Origin of the sequence: Rhodococcus sp. RS1C4, from assembly GCF_002258225.1 — a bacterium.
In the GTDB taxonomy this organism is placed as follows: domain Bacteria; phylum Actinomycetota; class Actinomycetes; order Mycobacteriales; family Mycobacteriaceae; genus Rhodococcoides; species Rhodococcoides fascians_E.
The window spans coordinates 86,114-104,694 of record NZ_NOXZ01000031.1 but is presented as its reverse complement, the minus strand read 5'-3'; the positions used below and the strand labels follow the sequence as shown (position 1 = coordinate 104,694).

Sequence of the window (18,581 nt, the reverse complement as noted above, 5' to 3'; positions counted from 1 at the left end):
GTCGCGGTCACGAACGCGACAGTAGCAGCTTCCGGTCGACGGGCATCGCGAGAGTGGTGAGGTCGCCGCTGTCCGCGGAGCGAATCACCACCGGGTACTCCGGACCCGACACGTCGATCATGACGTCGGGGCCGAGCGCTGCCACGACGGCCGGGTACAGGGTGGTCACGGCGAACGCCATGTCCACGTCGGGTCCGGACACGGTTGCATCCATGTCGGACGTGGTGAAATCGATGTACTCGTTCTCGGTGTCGAGCATGGACAGCAACGTCGACTTGGCGACGACCATCCGGGTGGTGACGTCCGGCAGCGCGCCGAGCATTGCGCGGTAGTCCGGAAACTCGGCCGCAAGGATGCGGGCACGGTCGTCGCCCGGCCGGAAGGTCACCGCCGAGGGGGTGCGATCCACCTGCACTCGATGGTGCTGCCTGATGGATTGGACCGCGGACCGCAGATCGTCCCCGTCGACCACTGCGGTCCATTCGGTCTCGGTTGCAACCGCTTTCGCGACCAGCGACCGGGACACCAGCCTGAATCGATCGGTCGCGGTCATGGTCAGCGTGTCGTCCCGCCATTCCAGGGACACCCCGGCGAGGACGGGATGCTCGGGGTGATGCGACGTCGCGGTGAGGGTCTGATCGAGTGCGGCGGCGAGAACCGGGCCGTTGACAGTGAACATTGGCTTCCTGCTTTCGGTGTCGAGTGTTGCGTGTACGGCGGTGGCGGAACGGGCCGCCAGCCGCGCGTGATCGGTCAGGGTGCCAACGTGCCGATCGATCGGTGAGGCGTCGCCGGCGAGGACCGACTCGATCATGTCCAACGGCATGTCGATCTGCCGCAGGCTCCGGATCACCTCGGCCTGCTCGAGCTGCCCCGGCGCGTAGTAGCGGTAGCCGGTGGTCTCGTCGATCCTGGCGGGCTCCAGGAGAGACGAGTCCGCGTAGAAGCGCAGGGCACCGGGGGTCAACCCTGTTGCGCGGGCGAATGCGCCGATTGTCATCAATTCCGATGTGGTCACGAGCCCATCCTGGGGTCTCCGGTCGGTCGAAGGTCAAGCGTGGTTCTTCACCGTCGGCTCGAACGGACCTGCCGGTACATTCGAGGAATGAGCATCGAGGTCCCCACCGCCCCGCAACGCGGTCGCCGACGCGTCGGCCGCTGGTTCGTGGCGTTCGTCGCGGTCGTCGTGGTGGTGGCGGGCGCCGTGCTGTGGTCGGCCCCGAGCCGGTACCTGCCGTGGGACACGACGCCGTTTCCTGACGTCGACACGTCCACGCTCACTGCCGAGCAGGCGGCCGTCGTCGACCTCACTCGGGCGGAGCACGAACGGCAACGCCCCGGCACCTTCTATTCCGAGGGCGTCGATGAGGCCTGGTGCGCGAACTTCGTCAGCTGGATCATGCGTGAAGCGAGCCGCCCGCTGAGCAACCCGCATTCCGGCAGTTGGCGCATCCCCGGGGTGTACACGTTGACCGAGTACTACCAGCAGCAGGGCTCGTTCGAGCCCAAGGGTTACGTTCCCTCCGTCGGCGACGTCGTGCTGTACGACAACAGCAGCTGGGTCGGCCAGCACACCAACATCGTCGTGGCGGTCGACGGAGACACCGCAACGACGGTGGGAGGCAACGAACTCGGAAAGATTCGTGTGCACTCCGTCGACGTTCTGTCCGATTCCGCGATAGTCGGTTTCGGCCGACTTTCCTAGCTGAGCTGCTTCTTCTGCACTTTCCCCATCGCATTCCGCGGGAGCGAATCCACGACACGAATTTCCCTGGGCCGCTTGTGGTTCGACAATTCGGACGCCACCAGGTCGATCAACACCGTCGGCTCCACACCCGTCCCGACGACGAATGCAACGATTTTCTGCCCCAGGTCTTCGTCCGGAAGCCCCACCACGGCCACCTCGTCGACCGTCGCGTGACCGAGCAGTACCGTCTCGATCTCCCCTGCCCCGACGCGATAACCGCCGGACTTGATCAGATCCGTCGACGCGCGGCCGACGATTCGGTGGAAGCCGTCGGGCTCGATCACCGCGACGTCCCCGGTGTCGAACCAGCCGTCGGCAGTGAAGGACTCGGCCGTTGCCTCGGGGTTGTTCAGGTAGCCGTCGAACACCATCGGTCCGCGGACCTGGAGCGCACCGATGGAGTCACCGTCGTGCGGCAGCACCGCGCCGTCCTCGCCCACCAACCGGGTTTCGACGCCGGCAACGGGAAGACCCACCGATCCCGGCCTGCGTTCTCCGTCGGCACGCGTCGACAGTGTGATCAGCGTTTCGCTCATGCCGTACCGCTCGACCGGTGCCTGACCGGTCAACTCGCGCAGTTTCTCGAACACGGGTACCGGCAACGGCGCGCTCCCCGATACCAGCAGACGAGCACCGGACAGTGCGCGAGCGGAGTCGGCGTCCGCGGCGACCCTCGACCAGACAGTCGGAACTCCGAAGTAGAGCGAGCCACCCGCGGCGGCGTACAGCTCCGGCGTCGGCTTGCCGGTGTGGATCACGGGGCTTCCCACCCGGAGCGGTCCCAGCAGACCGAGAATCAGTCCGTGTACGTGGAACAGCGGAAGACCGTGCACCAGTGTGTCTTTCCACGTCCATTGCCAGGCCTCGGCGAGGGCGTCGATTCCCGCCGCGATGGCCTCACGCGAGAGGAGCACGCCTTTCGGTGGGCCGGTGGTGCCCGAGGTGTAGAGAACGAACGCCGTCGACGACGGATGCGGGTCCGGGTAGCTGTGCCACGACCGAGCGTGTTGACGCACGGGCAGCACCTGTAACCCGGCGGTGTCGTCGGGAGCGGCTCCGAGCCACGCCTGGGCACCGGAGTCTCGAAGAATGTGAGCCCGTTCCGCCGGCCCCGCGTCCGGGGGCACGGGAACGATCGTCACGCCTGCGATCAGACACCCGACCACTGCCAGCACCGTCTTCACCGACGGCGTCGCCAGCACGGCAAGCCGGTCCGCCTGGGCGACACGCTCCGCCACCGACGTCGCCGCCCCGAGAATGTCTCCTCGTGACAGCGAGACTCCGTCGATGGTGACGGCGTCGGGAATATCGTCTCCGCGCGCAACGGCGAGTGGGTTCAGTGAACGAAGCAGCACATGGTTACCGTACATACATGGACGCCGATGGAATCGACTCCGGCGACTACGCCGAGTATTTGACGGTCCCGGCCGGCAGCTTGCAACCCGGGGTGTACCTCATCGGCACCGACGCCGAACAGGACGTCGATACCGACGAGGAGTCGGACGAACTGGCGGACGACACCGCCGACGACGACGATCTCGACTTCGACCATGTCACCGACAGTGCGCCGCGGCTTGTGTATTCGGTGCAGTCCGACGATTTCTGGACACGCGTCGAACTTGCCGACCTTCGGGCCGGGCAACTCTACGAGGAGCAGTTCGCCCGCAACCCGTCCACGAACACCGAACCGAAGAGGTTCACGACGGTCGAGGCGTTCGGCAGCACCGAGCTGGTGTACATCCTGCGTATCAGGCGCGGCGGCTGGGATGTCGGTTAGCGGCCAGAACCGCGGTCAACTCCTCGGCGTACGCCAGCTTCTTCCGCAGGTTCGCGCACGCTGCCTCGGCCCTGGCATGGCATTCGTCGACGAAAGCGCCTGCCTCCTGGGCGTCGTCGCCGCCCGACTCGATGGTGTCCAGCGAGGCCAGTAGTCTGCTCATCTCGTCGAGCGTGAATTCGAGTGGTTTCATGCGCCGAATCACCAGCAGTCGCTCGACGTCCGTGTCGGTGTACAACCTGAACCCGCCGGCGCTGCGCTCCGACGGCGGCACCAAGCCCACCTCGTCGTAGTGGCGGAGCGTTCTGATGGACAAGCCGGTACGTTCGGCGACTTCACCGATCTGCATGTGCGCAGCCATGATTCAGCCTTCTCCGCCGAGGCGTCCGGTCAGTCGATCATGCCTTTCCTTGCTTGCCCCGGCCAGTCCGACGATGGAGACGTGCGTGCCGTACTTGGCGTATTTCGTCGTCACGGCATCGAGGGTAGCAACGGTCGACGCATCCCAGATGTGCGCGTCGGACAGGTCGATGACGACGTTGGCCGGGTCTGTCGCGTAGTCGAACTGGTGGATCAGGTCGTTGCTCGACGCGAAGAACAGTTCGCCGCGTACGCCGTAGACCCGAGTGTCGTCGTCGGGATGCGCGATCTCGACGACCTCCGTGACGTGCGCGACGCGACGTGCGAACAGGATCATCGCGACGACGACACCGACGATGACGCCGTAGGCCAGATTGTCGGTGGCGACCGTGACCGCCACCGTCGCCACCATCACTGCGGTTTCGCTGAGCGGCATGCGGCGCAGGGTTTTCGGCGCGATCGAGTGCCAGTCGAACGTCGCGAAGCAGACCATGATCATGACGGCTCCGAGAACGGCCATCGGTATGCGCGCGACGACGTCGCCGAAGACCACCACGAGGACGAGCAGGAACGCTCCCGCGAGGAACGTCGAAATCCTCGTCCGGGCTCCGGAGATCTTCACGTTGATCATCGTCTGGCCGATCAATGCGCACCCGCCCATGCCTCCGAACGTGCCGGTCACGATGTTCGCGACACCGAGCCCGGCGCCTTCCCTCGTCTTGTTCGACGGTGTGTCGGTCACGTCGTCGACGAGTTTCGCGGTCAACAGGGATTCGAGCAGTCCCACGAGCGCCATGGCGAAAGCGAAGGGCGCGATGATCTTCAGCGTCTCGAGGTTCATCGGAAGGTCCGGGAAGAACAGCGACGGCAGCGACGACGGCAACTCCCCTTCGTCGCCGACGTTCGGGACCTGAACTCCGAACACGATGGTGACGACGGTCAGAGCCGCGACGGCAACCAGCGGCGCCGGAATCGCGGTGGTGAGTCGGGGCAGAACCACCATGATGACGATCGCGGCCGCGGCGATCGGAAACACCAGCCACGACACGTCGACGAAGTATCGGATCTGGGCGATGAAGATCAGGATCGCCAGCGCGTTGACGAATCCGACCATGACGCTGCGGGGAATGAACCTCATCAGCTTCACTGCCCCGAACGCGGTGAGGACGATCTGCATCAGTCCACCGAGCAAGACCGTCGCGACCAGATAGTCGAGACCGTACTTCGGGACGATCGGGGCGATGACCAGTGCGACGGAACCCGTCGCGGCGGAGATCATTGCGGTTCTGCCGCCGACGATCGCGATGGTGACGGCCATCGTGAAGGCGGAGAACAGACCGACTCGCGGATCGACACCGGCGATGATCGAGAACGAAATCGCCTCGGGAATCAACGCCAAGGCAACGACGAGTCCGGCGAGGATCTCGGTTTTGAGGATCTTGGGTGAACGCAGAGCGCTCAGTACGTCGGTCGGCACGTAGCGCTACTCTACCCTCACGTGAGGGTAGAGTTCGACGTCAGGAGAGCAACCGCTCCGCTGCCGCGTGGATTCTCTCGTCGGTGGCCGTCAGCGCAATGCGCACATGCTGGGTCCCGCCCGGGCCGTAGAACTCCCCCGGCGCAGCAAGGATGCCCCGTTCGGCGAGCCAGTCGACCGTGTCACGGCAGTACTCGCCGCGCGACGCCCACAGGTACAGACCGGCCTCGGAGTGGTCGACGGTGAATCCGGCCTTCTCGACGGCAGACTTCAGTTCGGTACGGCGTGCACGGTATCGCTCACGCTGCTCGTTCTCGTGCGCGTCGTCGTTCAAGGCCGCGGTCATGGCCGCCTGCACCGGAAGAGGCACCATCATGCCTGCGTGCTTACGCACTTCGAGCAGATCCTTCACCAGCACCGGGTCACCGGTCACGAACCCGGCACGGTAGCTGGCCAGGTTCGACGTCTTGGACAGCGAATGCACCGCCAGCAAGTTGGTGTGGTCTCCGTCGGACACACGCGGGTCGAGGACGGACACGGCGTCCGCCTCCCACGTCAGACCGAGGTAGCACTCGTCGGACACGACGACGGCACCCCGCTCCCGCGCCCACGCGACCACCTTCCGCAGGTGATCGACCGGCAGCACTTTGCCGGTGGGGTTGGACGGCGAGTTCACGAAGACCAGGGACGCGTTCTCGGGCCCGAGACGGTTGAGCCCGTCGGCCCGGGTGACGCGCGCGCCGGCGAGCAGAGCGCCGACCTCGTACGTCGGGTAGGCGAGTTCCGGGATCACCACGAGATCGTCGGCGCCGAGGCCGAGCAGCTTCGGCAACCAGGCGATCATTTCCTTGGTACCGATGGCCGGGAGCACCGCGGACGGGTCGATACCGGTGACTCCGTAGCGGCGAGCCAACGACTCGGCTGCTGCGCTCCGCAGCGCATCCGTTCCCAGGGTCGTCGGGTAGCCGGGCTGGTCCGAGACCGAGTTCAGAGCGTCACGGATGATCGGAGCGACGGGGTCGACCGGATTGCCCACCGACAGATTGACGATGCCGTCCGGGTGCGCCGACGCCTTGTCCTTGGCCGCGGTCAGCGAATCCCACGGAAAATCCGGGAGTCCAGCGGCAACGGAGATGCGCGCCAACGTCAGTTCTCGGCCATGGGGGGAAGTGCCTTGACGAACGGCGAGTCGTGGTCGACTCGGCCGAGCTTGGCCGCGCCGCCGGGCGAACCGAGTTCGTCGAAGAAGTCGACGTTGGCGCTGATGTAGCCGTTCCACTGATCCGGAACGTCGTCCTCGTAGAAGATGGCTTCGACCGGGCAGACCGGCTCACAGGCACCGCAGTCGACGCACTCGTCGGGGTGGATGTACAGCATTCGGTTGCCCTCGTAGATGCAGTCCACCGGGCATTCTTCGATGCATGCCTTGTCCATCACATCCACGCACGGTTCCGCAATCGTGTAGGGCACTGCTGCTCTCCCTCCCTTTCCGCAAAGTCGGCGCCACGATCCGATCGAACCTGGCGCCCTGAAGATCCTAGTATCGCGCCGGAGAATTCCGACAACCAGCGCAGGGTGTCCTCACTTACGCACAGTCACTTTCGAGCCTACGTGGCTCGCGTCGTTCCGGTGCGCACGGATCCACTGCCTCCCCTGTTCCGCAGCCCGGGACAGGGCACCACGTTCTCCCAGGTATCCGGCGACGCCCCCGACGACCGGGATGGCGGAGAGCACCCGGAGCACACCCCGGCTACGTGGGCGTTTCGCCAGCTCGCCCGACACATCGCGCAGCACGTTCGCCACGTCCCACATTCCGCGCAACAACGCGAAAGGACCGCGACCTCTCGGTGTGGCAGGACGCTCGGGTTCGGGGGCGGAGAGATCGATCTCACGTTCGCACAGCACCGACGCGAGCATCCGGACGTGATCCGCTCGGTCGGTGACGCCGCTCTCGCGCGCCACCGCGACCAGGACCATCGCCTGGTTGGCGAAACCGAGCAGGTCCTGCAGCGGAAGCCGGTTGACGAGAACGCCGAACACTCCGGGGAACGCGACCGCGACGGTGTTCAACGCGCCGATGCGCGCCACCCACCACTGCGATCGCGCGTCCTCGTCGAGAGCCTCCCACCCCTTGGTCCCCGGAAAGTCGGTCGCATCGAGCGCCGACGCCAGTGTGTCCAGAACCTTGTCGAGCGCCGTGTCGGTGTCCGTCGATGTCCTGAACGTTCTGCCTTTGAGTCCCACCGGGTCCCGTTGGGCCAGCAGGTCGAGTACGGGGTCGATGATGGCGACGGCGCGCCCCAGAGCCGCCGCTACGGTGCGATCCTCCATGTCAGACCAGCTCCACGGCAGGGACACGGTCGACGAGTTCGTAGGTCGTCGTGCGCTCGCGTGCCTGGCGCCCGATGCCGTTAGCGATCTCGTGCAACTCGGCGACGGTCTTCTCCGACCCGTTCTGGCTGCCCGCCATCCGCGAGATGGTCTCCTCCATCAGCGTTCCGCCGAGGTCGTTCGCTCCGCCGTTCAGCATCACCTGAGTTCCCGTGATACCGAGCTTGACCCAGGACGTCTGGATGGAGTCGATCCGTCCGTGCAGCATGATGCGCGCCAACGCATGAACAGCGCGGTTGTCCCGATTTGTCGGGCCGGGACGCGACGCACCCGCCAAGTACAACGGCGAGGACTGGTGCACGAACGGCAGCGGCACGAATTCCGTGAATCCCCCGGTCTTGTCTTGAATCTTCTTGAGCACGTTCATGTGTCCGACCCAGTGCGACGGGTTGTCCACGTGCCCGTACATCATCGTCGAGCTCGAGCGCAGTCCCACTTCGTGGGCGGTGGTGACGACCTCGATCCACTCGGCTGCAGGCAACTTGCCCTTGGTCAACACCCAGCGGACCTCGTCGTCGAGAATCTCGGCGGCGGTGCCGGGGATGGTGTCCAGGCCTGCCGCCCGGAGTTCCGTCAGCCACTCACGGATCGATTGACCGCCGCGCGAGGCCCCGTTGACGATTTCCATCGGAGAGAACGCGTGCACATGCATCGACGGCACCCGCTCCTTCACCGCACGCACCAGATCCGCGTAGCCGGTGACCGGCAACTCCGGATCGATGCCGCCCTGCATGCACACCTCGCTCGCCCCCGCGACGTGCGCCTCCCATGCACGATCGGCGACTTCGGACGTCGACAGCGTGAAGGCGTCGGCGTCGCCCTTACGTTGCGCGAACGCGCAGAATCGGCAACCGGTGTAGCAGATGTTGGTGAAGTTGATGTTCCGGTTGACGACGTAGGTGACGGTGTCTCCGTTGACCTGCTTGCGCAGATCGTCGGCCAACGCCGCAACGGCATCCATGCCAGGGCCCTCGGCCGTCGCCAACGCGAGATACTGCTCGTCCGACAGCCCTGCCGGGTCTTTCTCCGCCGCATTCAACGCCGACACCAGGTCTCGGTCGACCCGCTCGAGGCCCGCCAGGTCACGAACCTGCTCACGGATCGACTCCCAGTCACCGAACGCGTTCGCGAGATCGCTTCGAGTGTCGGTGTTTCGGCCTTCGGTGTCGATCTCGGTGTTCAGGTCGACACGTCCCGACGATTCCCACTCCTCGTCCGGCTCCTGCCACGGCTGCCCTTCCGGGATGACGCCTTCGCGCGCCATCCCGGTCTCGGGGTCGGCCAGCGCCTTGACGTGCGCGGAGATCCTCGGATCGATCCAGGGCGCGCCGGCGAGGATGTACTGCGGCTGCGCCGCGGTCCGCTCGACGAGGGTGTATCCCGCGGCCTGGCTCAGCTCGGCGAGGGTGTCCAGATTCGGCCACGGCCGCTCGGGATTGACGTGGTCCGGCGTCAACGGTGACACACCGCCCCAGTCGTCGACGCCCGCGCCCAGCAACGCAGCCGTCTCCGCTGCCTCGACGAGGTTGGGCGGAGCCTGAATTCGCATGGCCGGCCCCAGCAGGATCCGGGTCACCGCGATGGTCGCGAGGAACTCTTCCATGCCGGCATTCGGCGCCTGGCGCATCGCGGTGTCCGGCTTGGCGAGGAAGTTCTGCACGATGATTTCCTGCACATGCCCGAACGCCTTGTGCACCTTACGGATTGCCATGATCGACTCCGCGCGGTCACGGATGGTCTCGCCGATACCCACGAGGATTCCCGTGGTGAACGGAATGTTCAACCGGCCCGCGTCGGTCAGCGTGCGCAAGCGCACCTCGGGATCCTTGTCAGGGCTGCCGTAATGCGCCTGCCCCTTCTCCTCGAACAACCGACGGGACGTGGTCTCGAGCATCATGCCCATCGACGGCGCGACAGGCTTGAGACGCGAGAGTTCCTGCCACGACATCACACCCGGATTCAGGTGCGGCAGAAGACCGGTCTCCTCGAGCACCTTGATCGCCATGGCACGCACGTAATCCAACGTCGAGTCGTAGCCACGCGAATCGAGCCATTCCTTCGCCTCCGGCCACCGCTCCTCGGGACGATCACCGAGCGTGAACAACGCCTCCTTGCAGCCCAATGCCGCACCCTGCCGAGCGACCTCGACGATCTCGTCGGGATCCATGAACAGCCCGTGGCCTTCTGCCTTCAGCTTTCCCGGGACCGTCACGAACGTGCAGTAATGGCACTTGTCCCGGCACAACCGCGTGATCGGCACGAACACCTTGCGCGAATAACTGACGGTGGCTTCCCGCCCGGCCGCAAGAAGACCGGCGTCGCGAACCCGAGACGCCGACGCCATCAGGTCCACCAAGTCGTCACCGCGAGCATGCAGCAGCACAGTGGCTTCGTCGACGTTCAGGCTGACACCGTCACGCGCGCGCCGGAGCACCCGACGCATAGCGGACGGTGCAGGAGCTTTCTCGGCTGCGGAAGCTTTCTCTGTTGCGGACGGCACGGAAACGGGATCGGGCAACATGGTCACTAGTCGATCATGCTCCTCCGACACACGGACGTGCCACCGGGACCGCTTCGCGGGTGAATCGTCACGACAACGACCGGATCACCCTGCAGGGGTTTCCCGCTGCAAACGTGCTCGGCGCAACATCCCTCGTCACCGCACTCCCCGCGCACGTTCCGTTCCACCGCGCAGGTTGCAACCCGCGCTCCCGCTACAACCCGCGCGGCCAGGGTGTGCGGATAGGGTCTGTAGGCATGATCACGATGACCGACCCGGCGTGGCGTCCGAGTCCCCGTGCCAAGCAGTTGTGGGCGATCAATGCGACGTTGATCTGGATTCCGGTGTTCGTCGCACAGGTCGTGTGGGCGGTGGTCGTTGATACGTGGACGACGTGGCCGCACGTCACGGTGTTCGGGGTGTCGGTTGTGCTCGCGGTACTGGACATCGTGGTGACGCCGATCTGGCGGTATCGAGTGCACCGCTGGGAGATCAGCGACACCGCGGTCTACACCCGCACGGGGTGGTTCAACCAGGAGCGACGTGTCGCCCCGATCAGCCGGGTGCAGACAGTGGACACCGAGCGTGGTCCGATCGATCGCCTGCTCGGGTTGTCCACGGTGACGGTGACGACGGCGTCCTCCGCGGGTGCTGTCAAGATCACGGCCCTCGACAAGGAGGTTGCAGACAAGACCGTCGCACAGCTGACCGACATCGCGGGACGGACGTTGGGCGACGCCACATGAGCAACGAACTTCTCGCCGAGGAAGAGCAGCAACCGTGGTTGCGGCTCGACAAGCGGATGCTGCTGGTGCATCCGGTCAACGAGGCAGTGAAGGTTCTGCCGGTCCTGCTGGTGTCGTTCATCGTCGGTAGTCAGAGCGGCAATCATCTGTGGGGCTTGATCATCGTCGCGGTGGTCGTCGTGTTCGCGATTCTGCGCTGGTTCACCACGAGTTACCGAATCGGCCCGGTGCACGTGCAGCTGCGTACCGGCGTTTTTCAGAAGAAGCTCCTGTCGGTGCCGCGCAGCCGCATTCGGTCCGTGGACATCGAGGCCGGTGTGCTCCACCGCGTGCTCGGTCTGTCGATCCTGCGCATCGGCACGGGTCAGCAGGCGGGCAAGGGTGAGAAGTTCGAGCTGAACGCACTCGACTCGAAGGTCGTACCTGCCCTGCGCGAAGAGCTGCTCGAGCGAGTCACGAGACGACCGGACTCTCCGAACGAAGCGCCACCGGCAGAGAACGAGATCGCGCACTGGCGGACGTCGTGGGTGCGCTATGCACCGTTCTCGTTCACCGGCGTCGTCACCATCGCCGCAGCGATCGGTGTCCTGTTCCAGTACGGATTCGCGGAAACGATCACCGAGTCCTCGGTCGTCACCGACAGCATCGACTCCGCCGAGCGATTCGGGATCGCAGTGGTGATCGTGGTCGGACTCCTCGTCCTGCTGGCGATAGCGAGCGTGTTCGCCTGCGTCCGCTACCTGATCGCGTACGGCAACCTGACGGTCACCGACGACGGCACTCGACTGCACGTCGCACACGGACTGCTGAGGACCCGGTCGACGACACTGGACCGTAAACGTCTGCGCGGGACGTCACTGTCCGAGCCGCTGCTGCTGCGGGTCGCGAAAGGCGCGAAGCTCGACGCCATCATGACCGGTGTCAGTGCGGAGAAGAAGGAGTCGTCACTGCTGCTCCCCCAGGCTCCCGCTGTCGAAGCCAGACGAATGATGACCGTCGTCCTCGGTGACGCGGGACTTCACGGGGACGCCAGAAAACCTTTGGTGGTGCACGGCCCGGCTGCACAGCGTCGGCGTTACACACGGGCGGTGCTACCTGTCGCCGTCGTCGCAGCAGGCGTCGGCGTCGCGGAGTATGCAGGTGCACCGATCCCCATCCTCGTCTGGGCCGCACTGGCCGTTCTGTTCGTCGGCGCACTCCTGGTTGCCTGGGACCGCTGTCGGGGTCTCGGCCACGCCGTTCTACCGGGTTGGCTGATCACGCAGCACGGTTCGCTGGATCGCAAGCGCCACAGCCTCGAGGCTGCAGGAATCATCGGGTGGACCGTGCGCCAGAGCTTCTTCCAGCGCCGCGCCGGGGTCGCGACCATCGTCGCCGCGACTCCCGCAGGTGTCGGGCACTACGAAATCCTCGACGTACCCGTCGACCAGGCGTGGTCACTCGTCGAGGCGGTGACTCCGGGAGCCGGTGACAAGTGGGCTCGATGACCCCACGAGACATTCCTCAGCTCGACGCGGCGGTATCGCAGTGCAGGGCCTGCCGACGCCTGGTGAACTGGCGTGAAAAGGTGGCCGTCGAGAAGCGGGCGGCGTTCCGCGACGAAACCTACTGGGGCAGAGCGGTCCCTGGATTCGGGCCGGCGGATGCACGCGTTCTGATAGTCGGGCTCGCGCCCGCAGCTCACGGAGCCAATCGCACCGGGCGCATGTTCACCGGCGACCGAAGCGGAGATTTTCTCTATGCGGCGCTGCACGCCGTCGGGCTGGCCAACCAGCCCACGTCGACCCATATCGGTGACGGCCTCGAGCTACGAGGTGTACGGATCACGGCTCCCGTGCACTGTGCTCCCCCGGACAACAAGCCGACGGTCACCGAGCGTGACCGGTGCCAGAAGTGGCTCGATATCGAACTGCGCCTGCTGAAGCCGACACTGCGATCGATCGTCGTCCTCGGCGGCTTCGGCTGGCAATCACTGTTGCCGATGCTCGAACGAAACGGGTGGGAAGTCCCGCGACCGCGGCCGAAGTTCGGGCACGGCGTGCACGTCCAACTCGACGGCGTCCGCTTGTTCGGCAGCTACCACGTCAGCCAGCAGAACACGTTCACCGGGAGGCTGACCCCGACGATGATCGAGAATGTGCTCCGGGATGCGGGTGAGCATGCGGGGCTGCTGTGAGGCGTTGCAGCCTCCAGCTGAACAGCAGGACACCCGGTGGAACGAGTCCGCCGAGAAGCAGTACCGCCGTGCGCCAGTCCGCCAGGAGCAGGACGTCTCCGCCGGGGCCACCGAACATGCACAGCAGGACGGCCACGAACCACGCGATCAGCGGCGACGCGACGGCAACCGGTTCCTCGGCGACCTTGCGGGCCGCGAACAGCAACGCAACGTTCGCAGCCCCGGCAAGGAGCGCACTCACCGGGAACGGCACCGAGCCGAGGTAGGTGGGAAGAAACAGGATCGACAGAACGCCGCACAGAAAACCGTCGAAGATCAGTACTGCGAGAGTTGCCCTCGACACGAGGACGACAGCATTGGATGCGGCCTTCGAGATCATGCGTCCAATACTGACGTATCGAGATCGATCAGGAGACCGGCGGGTATCCCAACGAGGTCAGTAGGTTGCTCAGCGCCGACGCGATATCGGTCAGTCCCTGCTGGTAGAGCATTTCCTGCCGCGGAAAGTCCGGCATGAGCGAGTTGACGAACGCGACTATGGCGTCCTGCACGATCCAGTTGTACATGTGTGACCCACCCCAGATGCAATCAAATTAGTGATTCACGCCATATCCTAGTACGCCGGCGAACAGATCCGTTTCCCTACCCGACGAATCGAGGTCCGCCGGCTCGCCGCGGACCAGCACGTACTGCTCGTCGGCGAGGATGGGTTGCACGATGTTGTTGGACAGCGCGTACTCGACACCCGACGGCGCCACGGTCACCTGAGTGGCGTGGGCACGCAGGGCATCACGCTTGAGGTCGAAGACCTCACGCACATCGATCGACGTCGTCACGACACTCTCCGGAACCGAGGGGAGTTCACCGTCCTCCGGCATCCTCCAACCGTCGGGCACCTCGCCGATCGCGTCGATACCGTCGTGCAGCTGCTTCTCGCCGGTGACGGTCCAGTAGAACTTCCTCGGCGTGCAGGGCGCACCCGCGTCCGGATAGTGGTCCGTTCCCGCCAGGTCGAACGCTTCCGTCACCAGAGAATGCACCTGCTGGTGATCCGGGTGACCGTAGCCGCCCTCCGGGTCGTAGCCGACGATCACGTCCGGCTGCACACTGCGTACCACCGACAGCATCGCTTCGAGCGCCTCGTCTCGATTCGCGTTGACGAACGCCCGCGGATTGGCCGCCGCCGCCGTTCCGGCCATTCCCGAGTCGCGGTACTTCCCTGCTCCACCGAGGAATCTCGGAGGCTGTGCACCGAGAACTGCCAGCGCCCTGTCCAATTCGAGGATGCGGTATCCACCGAGCTGGTTCGCTTCGTCGACCACGAGGTGTGCCCACGTGTCTCCGATGACCTCGCCCTCCTCGCCGAGCGAGCACGTCAGGACCGTCACTTCCACGCCTGCTCGCGCGTAACGCGCGATGGTGCCTCCGGTGGTGATGGTCTCGTCGTCCGGATGTGCGTGAACGAGTAGCAGTTTCACTTGGTCGGTGTCCTCACCCATTTCGATGCGTCGCCGAAGATCCCCGTTTCGATGGGACCGGTCAACGACGCACCTTCCACGCCGGTGCCCGCTGCGACGACGGAAGAATCCTGCATGATCGGGAGCACCGCGGCCAACTCCCAGAGCTTCGGCTCGGCTTCGGCGACGAGGCGGTCGACCGGTAGTTCCCCTCGAAGCGCGCGGTCCACCGAGCCTTCGAGCTCCGGCACACACAGCCCGGACAGATTGCTCGGTGACGGCAGAGGCGCGTCGTCGCCCTCGGTCTCCACTTGCGCGGGCGCGTCGGTCTGCGTTGCCGGGCAACCGAATCGAGACGCCATGACGGTTGCCGGATCCACTCCGGCCGCGGACCACCCGACGATCGCGTCGACCTCGCTGTCGGTCAGAGCGGTGCTGTACAACTCCTCCGCGGGCAGCGCAGTGACCGTTGCCTTGATTCCTGCGCCGGACAGCTGGTCCGCCGCGGTGTTCGCGACGGCGATCGACACCGTGTCGTTCTCCACGGCACCGATCACGAAATCGAGAGGCACACCGGCTTTTCCGAGAGACCCGTCGGCCAAGGGAACGTACCCGGCCTGTTCCAGCAGCGTCACCGCGGCCTCGCGAGAGATCGGAGCCGGCGCGGTGGCGTCGTAGCGCGTGTCCGACGGAGAGGTCAGATGCGCACGGGCAGGATGATCGGCAGATCCGGATCCTGCTGCGACGGTGGACAACAGCGAGGAGTCGAGCAGACCCAGCATCCCTCGCCGCACGACCGGGTCGGCCAGCACGGGCGTGCGCCCGTTCAGCGTCAGATCCAGAACGCGGGGTTGGAACCGAATGCCGGTGCGAATACCGGGGATTGCCGACAGTTGCGCTTCCGTAGCCGTTCCTGCTCGGACCTGCGCAGCCTGTGCGTCGCCCGAACGCAGCGAATCCGCGAGCTGAGCTGGAGTTCCGCCCCGGCGAAGCAGAATCTGGAACGGCAGGGCGGGCTCACCCCAATAGCGGTCGTTGCGCTCGAGCAGGATTTCGTCGCGCCCACGGTCGATGGACTTGATGTTGAACTGACTGCCGGAGACGGGAACGTTGTCGCTGAGGCCGGTCTCGAAGCCGCCGGGCGAGTCCTTGAGCAGATGACTCGGCAGCAGGTCGGTGAACAGTCGCTGCCAGTTCGGGTACGGCTGAGACAGGGTGACGTCGACGGTCTTGCCTCCACCGGACGAGGCGACGTCCTCGATCAGCGCGTATCCAGCGGGATCGACGACGCCTGGCTGCGAGATCATCTGCTGCCACAGGTATCTGAAGTCCTCGGCGGCGATCGGCGCACTGTCGGACCACTGTGCGTCGTTGCGCAGCTGGTATCTGACCGTGAACGGGTTCTGCGACGTCACCTCGGCCGACACGAGGACAGTCGAATCCAGAGCCCAGACGGTGCTCGCCGGATCGTTCGGATCGGCGATCGGACGAAAGGGGCTCGGTAGGACGAGGGAACTGACAGCAGAATTGGCCGGCGACTGATCCGAGAGCAGGTGGGGATTGAAACCGATCCCCACGTCGTCGATGGCCACGACCACCCGATCGCCGGTTTCGGTCGGCGCCGGAGTGGTCGTCGTGGTCTCGGGAGTGGGTTCGCTCTCGACGGGAGGCGGCGGATTGGCCGTGCAGGCTGCCAACGCCAGTGCAATGGCTGCGACTGCAATGCCACTCTTCGTCCGCCGCACTATGGCCGCTCCTTCGTCGTCACAGCACCTGTCCACTCCTCGAGCTCCACTCCTGTCACGAGCGTGGTGGCCCTCTGCAGGGTCACCACGCTCGAACCTGAGACATCAGCCCAGAATTTACCGAAACAGGCTGATTACAGAGCAGCCTTGTCGCGGGACTTGCTACGCGAACGCTCGCGAGCGCGCTCGTTGGAGTCGAGGTGCACCTTGCGGACGCGAACGACCTCGGGGGTCACCTCGACGCACTCGTCGCCTGCACAGAACTCCATGGCCATTTCCAGGTCCAGCTTCTTCGGCTTGGCCAGGGTCTCCATGACGTCGGCGGAGGACTGACGCATGTTGGTCAGCTTCTTCTCGCGGGTCACGTTGATGTCGAGGTCTTCCTGACGCGGGTTGATACCCACGACCATGCCCTCGTAGGTGTCCGCGCCGGGCTCGACGAAGAACGTTCCGCGGTCGGCCAGCTGAATCATGGCGAACGGGGTGACGCTTCCGCTGCGGTCCGAGACGAGCGAGCCGGTGTGGCGTGCACGGATCTCGCCTGCCCACGGTGCGTAGCCGTGGAAGACGGCGTTGGCGATACCGGTGCCGCGGGTGTCGGTGAGGAAGTCGGTGCGGAAACCGATCAGGCCTCGCGACGGGACGATGAACTCCATCCGAACCCAGCCTGCGCCGTGGTTCGTCATCTGCACCATCTTGCCCTTGCGTGCCGCGAGGAGCTGGGTGACGCTGCCGAGGAATTCCTCGGGGGTGTCGATGGTGAGCTCCTCGAAGGGCTCGTGGATCTTGCCGTCGACCTGGCGGGTGACCACCTGGGGCTTGCCGACGGTCAGTTCGAAGCCTTCGCGGCGCATCTGCTCGACGAGGATGGCGAGGGCGAGCTCACCACGACCCTGCACCTCCCAGGCGTCGGGACGACCGATGTCGAGGACCTTGAGCGAGACGTTGCCGACGAGCTCGGAATCCAGACGGCTCTTGACCATGCGAGCGGTGAGCTTGTGGCCGCTGACGCGTCCCACGAGCGGGCTCGTGTTGGTGCCGATGGTGACCGAGATGGCCGGCTGGTCGACAGTGATGCGGGGCAGGGCGACCGGGTTTTCCAGGTCGGCCAGGGTGTCACCGATCATGATGTCCGGGAAACCGGCCACAGCGACGATGTCGCCCGCGACACCCTTCTCGCCGGGGACGCGCTCGACACCGATGGTGTTGAGCAGCTCGGTGACCTTGGTCTTCTGGACGACGGGCTCGCCGTCGACTTCACGCATCCAGCTGACGGTCTGGCCCTTGCTGAGCGTGCCGTTGTGGATACGGACGAGCGCGAGGCGGCCGAGGAAGGCCGACGCGTCGAGGTTGGTGACGTGCGCCTGGAGCGGCGCGTCGACGTTGCCCTTGGGCGCGGGAACGTAGTTGAGGAGGACGTCGAACAGTTCGTCGAGGTTCTCGGCGTCCGGTGCGCTGCCGTTCTCGGGCTGCACCTTCGATGCCTTGCCCTCACGGCCGGAGGCGTACAGAACGGGAAGGTCGAGGGCGAGCTCGGCTGCCTCGGACGCTTCGTCGTCGAGGTCCGACGCCAGATCCAGCAGCAGGTCGTGGCTCTCGGAGACGACCTCTTCGATGCGCGCGTCGGGACGGTCGGTCTTGTTCACGACCAGGATGACGGGCAGCGACGCGGCGAGCGCCTTGCGGAGCACGAAGCGCGTCTGCGGCAATGGGCCTTCGGACGCGTCGACGAGCAGGACGACGCCGTCGACCATCGAGAGGCCGCGTTCGACCTCTCCACCGAAGTCGGCGTGGCCGGGGGTGTCGATGACGTTGATGACGGTGATGGTGCCGTCCGGGTTGTGGCGGTGAACGGCGGTGTTCTTCGCCAGGATGGTGATGCCTTTTTCCTTCTCGAGGTCACCGGAGTCCATGACTCGGTCCACGAGTTCGGCGCGTTCCTCGAACGCTCCCGACTGCCGCAGCATGGCGTCGACCAGCGTGGTCTTGCCGTGGTCGACGTGTGCAACGATGGCTACGTTGCGGAAGGTTGTGGTGCTGTCGATGTTGTCTGCACTGCTTGGGGCGCTCACGCGAAAAATTCTCCTGGGTCGAATGCGGGCTCTTGTTCGCTAGCGGGCTTATGTCGCTAGAGAAGCGCGCTGCACCGCGAGGTTCTCGCGACCGATCGAGTTTACCCGCTCGCACAGGGTGACCTGCACCACG

18 protein-coding genes are annotated in these 18,581 nt (G+C 65.4%); 5 read left to right on the top strand and 13 right to left on the bottom strand.

The genetic code is table 11. The annotated features are described in order from the left end of the window. Window positions 1–7: 7 nt before the first annotated feature. Window positions 8–1,018 carry a DNA polymerase III subunit beta family protein gene (locus tag CH289_RS15545; RefSeq protein ID WP_094728119.1) on the bottom strand — a complete coding sequence of 337 codons (1,011 nt, stop codon included), beginning with the start codon at window positions 1,016–1,018 and terminating at the stop codon, window positions 8–10. A gap of 87 nt (window positions 1,019–1,105) precedes the next feature. On the opposite strand from CH289_RS15545, the gene CH289_RS15540 reads away from it, so the two are divergent. Continuing rightward, window positions 1,106–1,705 carry a CHAP domain-containing protein gene (locus CH289_RS15540; RefSeq protein ID WP_094728118.1) on the top strand — a complete coding sequence of 200 codons (600 nt, stop codon included), beginning with the start codon at window positions 1,106–1,108 and terminating at the stop codon, window positions 1,703–1,705. Here the strand turns inward: CH289_RS15540 and CH289_RS15535 are convergent. Beyond that, window positions 1,702–3,117, bottom strand: coding sequence for an acyl-CoA synthetase (locus CH289_RS15535; protein WP_094728117.1), 1,416 nt, complete (start codon window positions 3,115–3,117; stop codon window positions 1,702–1,704). The genes CH289_RS15540 and CH289_RS15535 overlap by 4 nt on opposite strands. A 2-nt stretch (window positions 3,118–3,119) precedes the next feature. Between CH289_RS15535 and CH289_RS15530 the strand changes: the two genes are divergently transcribed. Next, window positions 3,120–3,524, top strand: a complete 405-nt coding sequence (locus CH289_RS15530) for a hypothetical protein (RefSeq protein WP_033188048.1) — start codon at window positions 3,120–3,122, stop codon at window positions 3,522–3,524. Here CH289_RS15530 and CH289_RS15525 read toward each other — a convergent pair. The 6 genes from CH289_RS15525 to CH289_RS15500 all read right to left on the bottom strand — a co-directional run bounded on the left by CH289_RS15525 (window position 3,496) and on the right by CH289_RS15500 (window position 10,273). Beyond that, the gene (locus tag CH289_RS15525; protein ID WP_019665412.1) at window positions 3,496–3,885 is read right to left on the bottom strand and encodes a MerR family transcriptional regulator; all 390 of its coding nucleotides are present in this window, start codon (window positions 3,883–3,885) and stop codon (window positions 3,496–3,498) included. The two genes, CH289_RS15530 and CH289_RS15525, sit on opposite strands and share 29 nt — an antisense overlap. A 3-nt stretch (window positions 3,886–3,888) precedes the next feature. Continuing rightward, entirely contained in the window at window positions 3,889–5,361 is a 1,473-nt protein-coding gene (locus tag CH289_RS15520; RefSeq protein ID WP_020112608.1) for a SulP family inorganic anion transporter, read from the bottom strand. A 40-nt stretch (window positions 5,362–5,401) separates the two neighbouring features. After that, complete coding sequence (gene dapC, locus CH289_RS15515; protein ID WP_094728116.1) at window positions 5,402–6,505, bottom strand: succinyldiaminopimelate transaminase; 1,104 nt, start codon at window positions 6,503–6,505, stop codon at window positions 5,402–5,404. Between the two features lie 2 nt (window positions 6,506–6,507). Then, window positions 6,508–6,831, bottom strand: a complete 324-nt coding sequence (gene fdxA / locus CH289_RS15510) for a ferredoxin (protein ID WP_019665415.1) — start codon at window positions 6,829–6,831, stop codon at window positions 6,508–6,510. Between the two features lie 111 nt (window positions 6,832–6,942). Continuing rightward, entirely contained in the window at window positions 6,943–7,692 is a 750-nt protein-coding gene (locus CH289_RS15505) for a hypothetical protein (protein ID WP_020112609.1), read from the bottom strand. A gap of 1 nt (window position 7,693) precedes the next feature. Continuing rightward, window positions 7,694–10,273, bottom strand: a complete 2,580-nt coding sequence (locus CH289_RS15500; protein ID WP_051104911.1) for a bifunctional FO biosynthesis protein CofGH — start codon at window positions 10,271–10,273, stop codon at window positions 7,694–7,696. 236 nt (window positions 10,274–10,509) lie between these two features. On the opposite strand from CH289_RS15500, the gene CH289_RS15495 reads away from it, so the two are divergent. Genes CH289_RS15495 through CH289_RS15485 form a run of 3 tightly spaced genes read left to right on the top strand, consistent with a single transcriptional unit; the run spans window position 10,510 to window position 13,174 of the window. Continuing rightward, window positions 10,510–10,998, top strand: coding sequence for a PH domain-containing protein (locus CH289_RS15495; protein ID WP_019665418.1), 489 nt, complete (start codon window positions 10,510–10,512; stop codon window positions 10,996–10,998). Beyond that, on the top strand, window positions 10,995–12,485 hold the full coding sequence (locus CH289_RS15490; RefSeq protein WP_020112611.1) for a PH domain-containing protein: 1,491 nt from the start codon (window positions 10,995–10,997) through the stop codon (window positions 12,483–12,485). The genes CH289_RS15495 and CH289_RS15490 overlap by 4 nt, the downstream gene beginning before the upstream one ends. Then, window positions 12,482–13,174 carry a uracil-DNA glycosylase gene (locus tag CH289_RS15485; RefSeq protein WP_170947449.1) on the top strand — a complete coding sequence of 231 codons (693 nt, stop codon included), beginning with the start codon at window positions 12,482–12,484 and terminating at the stop codon, window positions 13,172–13,174. Before CH289_RS15490 ends, CH289_RS15485 begins: the two co-directional genes overlap by 4 nt. Here the strand turns inward: CH289_RS15485 and CH289_RS15480 are convergent. From CH289_RS15480 to typA, 5 genes are all read right to left on the bottom strand, one after another. Further along, a complete protein-coding gene (locus tag CH289_RS15480; RefSeq protein ID WP_019665421.1) occupies window positions 13,101–13,553 on the bottom strand; it encodes a hypothetical protein in 453 nt (150 codons plus the stop codon). The two genes, CH289_RS15485 and CH289_RS15480, sit on opposite strands and share 74 nt — an antisense overlap. Window positions 13,554–13,581: 28 nt before the next feature. Continuing rightward, window positions 13,582–13,740: a hypothetical protein gene (locus tag CH289_RS28310; RefSeq protein ID WP_019665422.1), complete on the bottom strand. Its 159-nt coding sequence runs from the start codon at window positions 13,738–13,740 to the stop codon at window positions 13,582–13,584. Window positions 13,741–13,767: 27 nt separating this feature from the next. Continuing rightward, window positions 13,768–14,673 carry an N-acetyl-1-D-myo-inositol-2-amino-2-deoxy-alpha-D-glucopyranoside deacetylase gene (mshB, locus tag CH289_RS15475; RefSeq protein WP_020112612.1) on the bottom strand — a complete coding sequence of 302 codons (906 nt, stop codon included), beginning with the start codon at window positions 14,671–14,673 and terminating at the stop codon, window positions 13,768–13,770. Next, complete coding sequence (locus CH289_RS15470) at window positions 14,649–16,376, bottom strand: ABC transporter family substrate-binding protein (protein ID WP_019665424.1); 1,728 nt, start codon at window positions 16,374–16,376, stop codon at window positions 14,649–14,651. The genes mshB and CH289_RS15470 overlap by 25 nt, the downstream gene beginning before the upstream one ends. A gap of 134 nt (window positions 16,377–16,510) precedes the next feature. Continuing rightward, window positions 16,511–18,448, bottom strand: coding sequence for a translational GTPase TypA (typA, locus tag CH289_RS15465; protein ID WP_020112613.1), 1,938 nt, complete (start codon window positions 18,446–18,448; stop codon window positions 16,511–16,513). Window positions 18,449–18,581 lie beyond the last annotated feature (133 nt).

Excerpts from the sequence above, each read along its gene's own strand:
- CH289_RS15540 (WP_094728118.1), top strand. The coding sequence starts at position 1,106 with ATGAGCATCGAGGTCCCCACCGCCCCGCAACGCGGTCGCCGACGCGTC.
- CH289_RS15535 (WP_094728117.1), bottom strand. The coding sequence starts at position 3,117 with ATGTACGGTAACCATGTGCTGCTTCGTTCACTGAACCCACTCGCCGTT.
- CH289_RS15530 (WP_033188048.1), top strand. The coding sequence starts at position 3,120 with ATGGACGCCGATGGAATCGACTCCGGCGACTACGCCGAGTATTTGACG.
- CH289_RS15525 (WP_019665412.1), bottom strand. The coding sequence starts at position 3,885 with ATGGCTGCGCACATGCAGATCGGTGAAGTCGCCGAACGTACCGGCTTG.
- CH289_RS15505 (WP_020112609.1), bottom strand. The coding sequence starts at position 7,692 with ATGGAGGATCGCACCGTAGCGGCGGCTCTGGGGCGCGCCGTCGCCATC.
- CH289_RS15500 (WP_051104911.1), bottom strand. The coding sequence starts at position 10,273 with ATGTTGCCCGATCCCGTTTCCGTGCCGTCCGCAACAGAGAAAGCTTCC.
- CH289_RS15495 (WP_019665418.1), top strand. The coding sequence starts at position 10,510 with ATGATCACGATGACCGACCCGGCGTGGCGTCCGAGTCCCCGTGCCAAG.
- CH289_RS15490 (WP_020112611.1), top strand. The coding sequence starts at position 10,995 with ATGAGCAACGAACTTCTCGCCGAGGAAGAGCAGCAACCGTGGTTGCGG.
- CH289_RS15485 (WP_170947449.1), top strand. The coding sequence starts at position 12,482 with ATGACCCCACGAGACATTCCTCAGCTCGACGCGGCGGTATCGCAGTGC.
- CH289_RS15480 (WP_019665421.1), bottom strand. The coding sequence starts at position 13,553 with ATGATCTCGAAGGCCGCATCCAATGCTGTCGTCCTCGTGTCGAGGGCA.
- CH289_RS28310 (WP_019665422.1), bottom strand. The coding sequence starts at position 13,740 with ATGTACAACTGGATCGTGCAGGACGCCATAGTCGCGTTCGTCAACTCG.
- mshB (WP_020112612.1), bottom strand. The coding sequence starts at position 14,673 with ATGGGTGAGGACACCGACCAAGTGAAACTGCTACTCGTTCACGCACAT.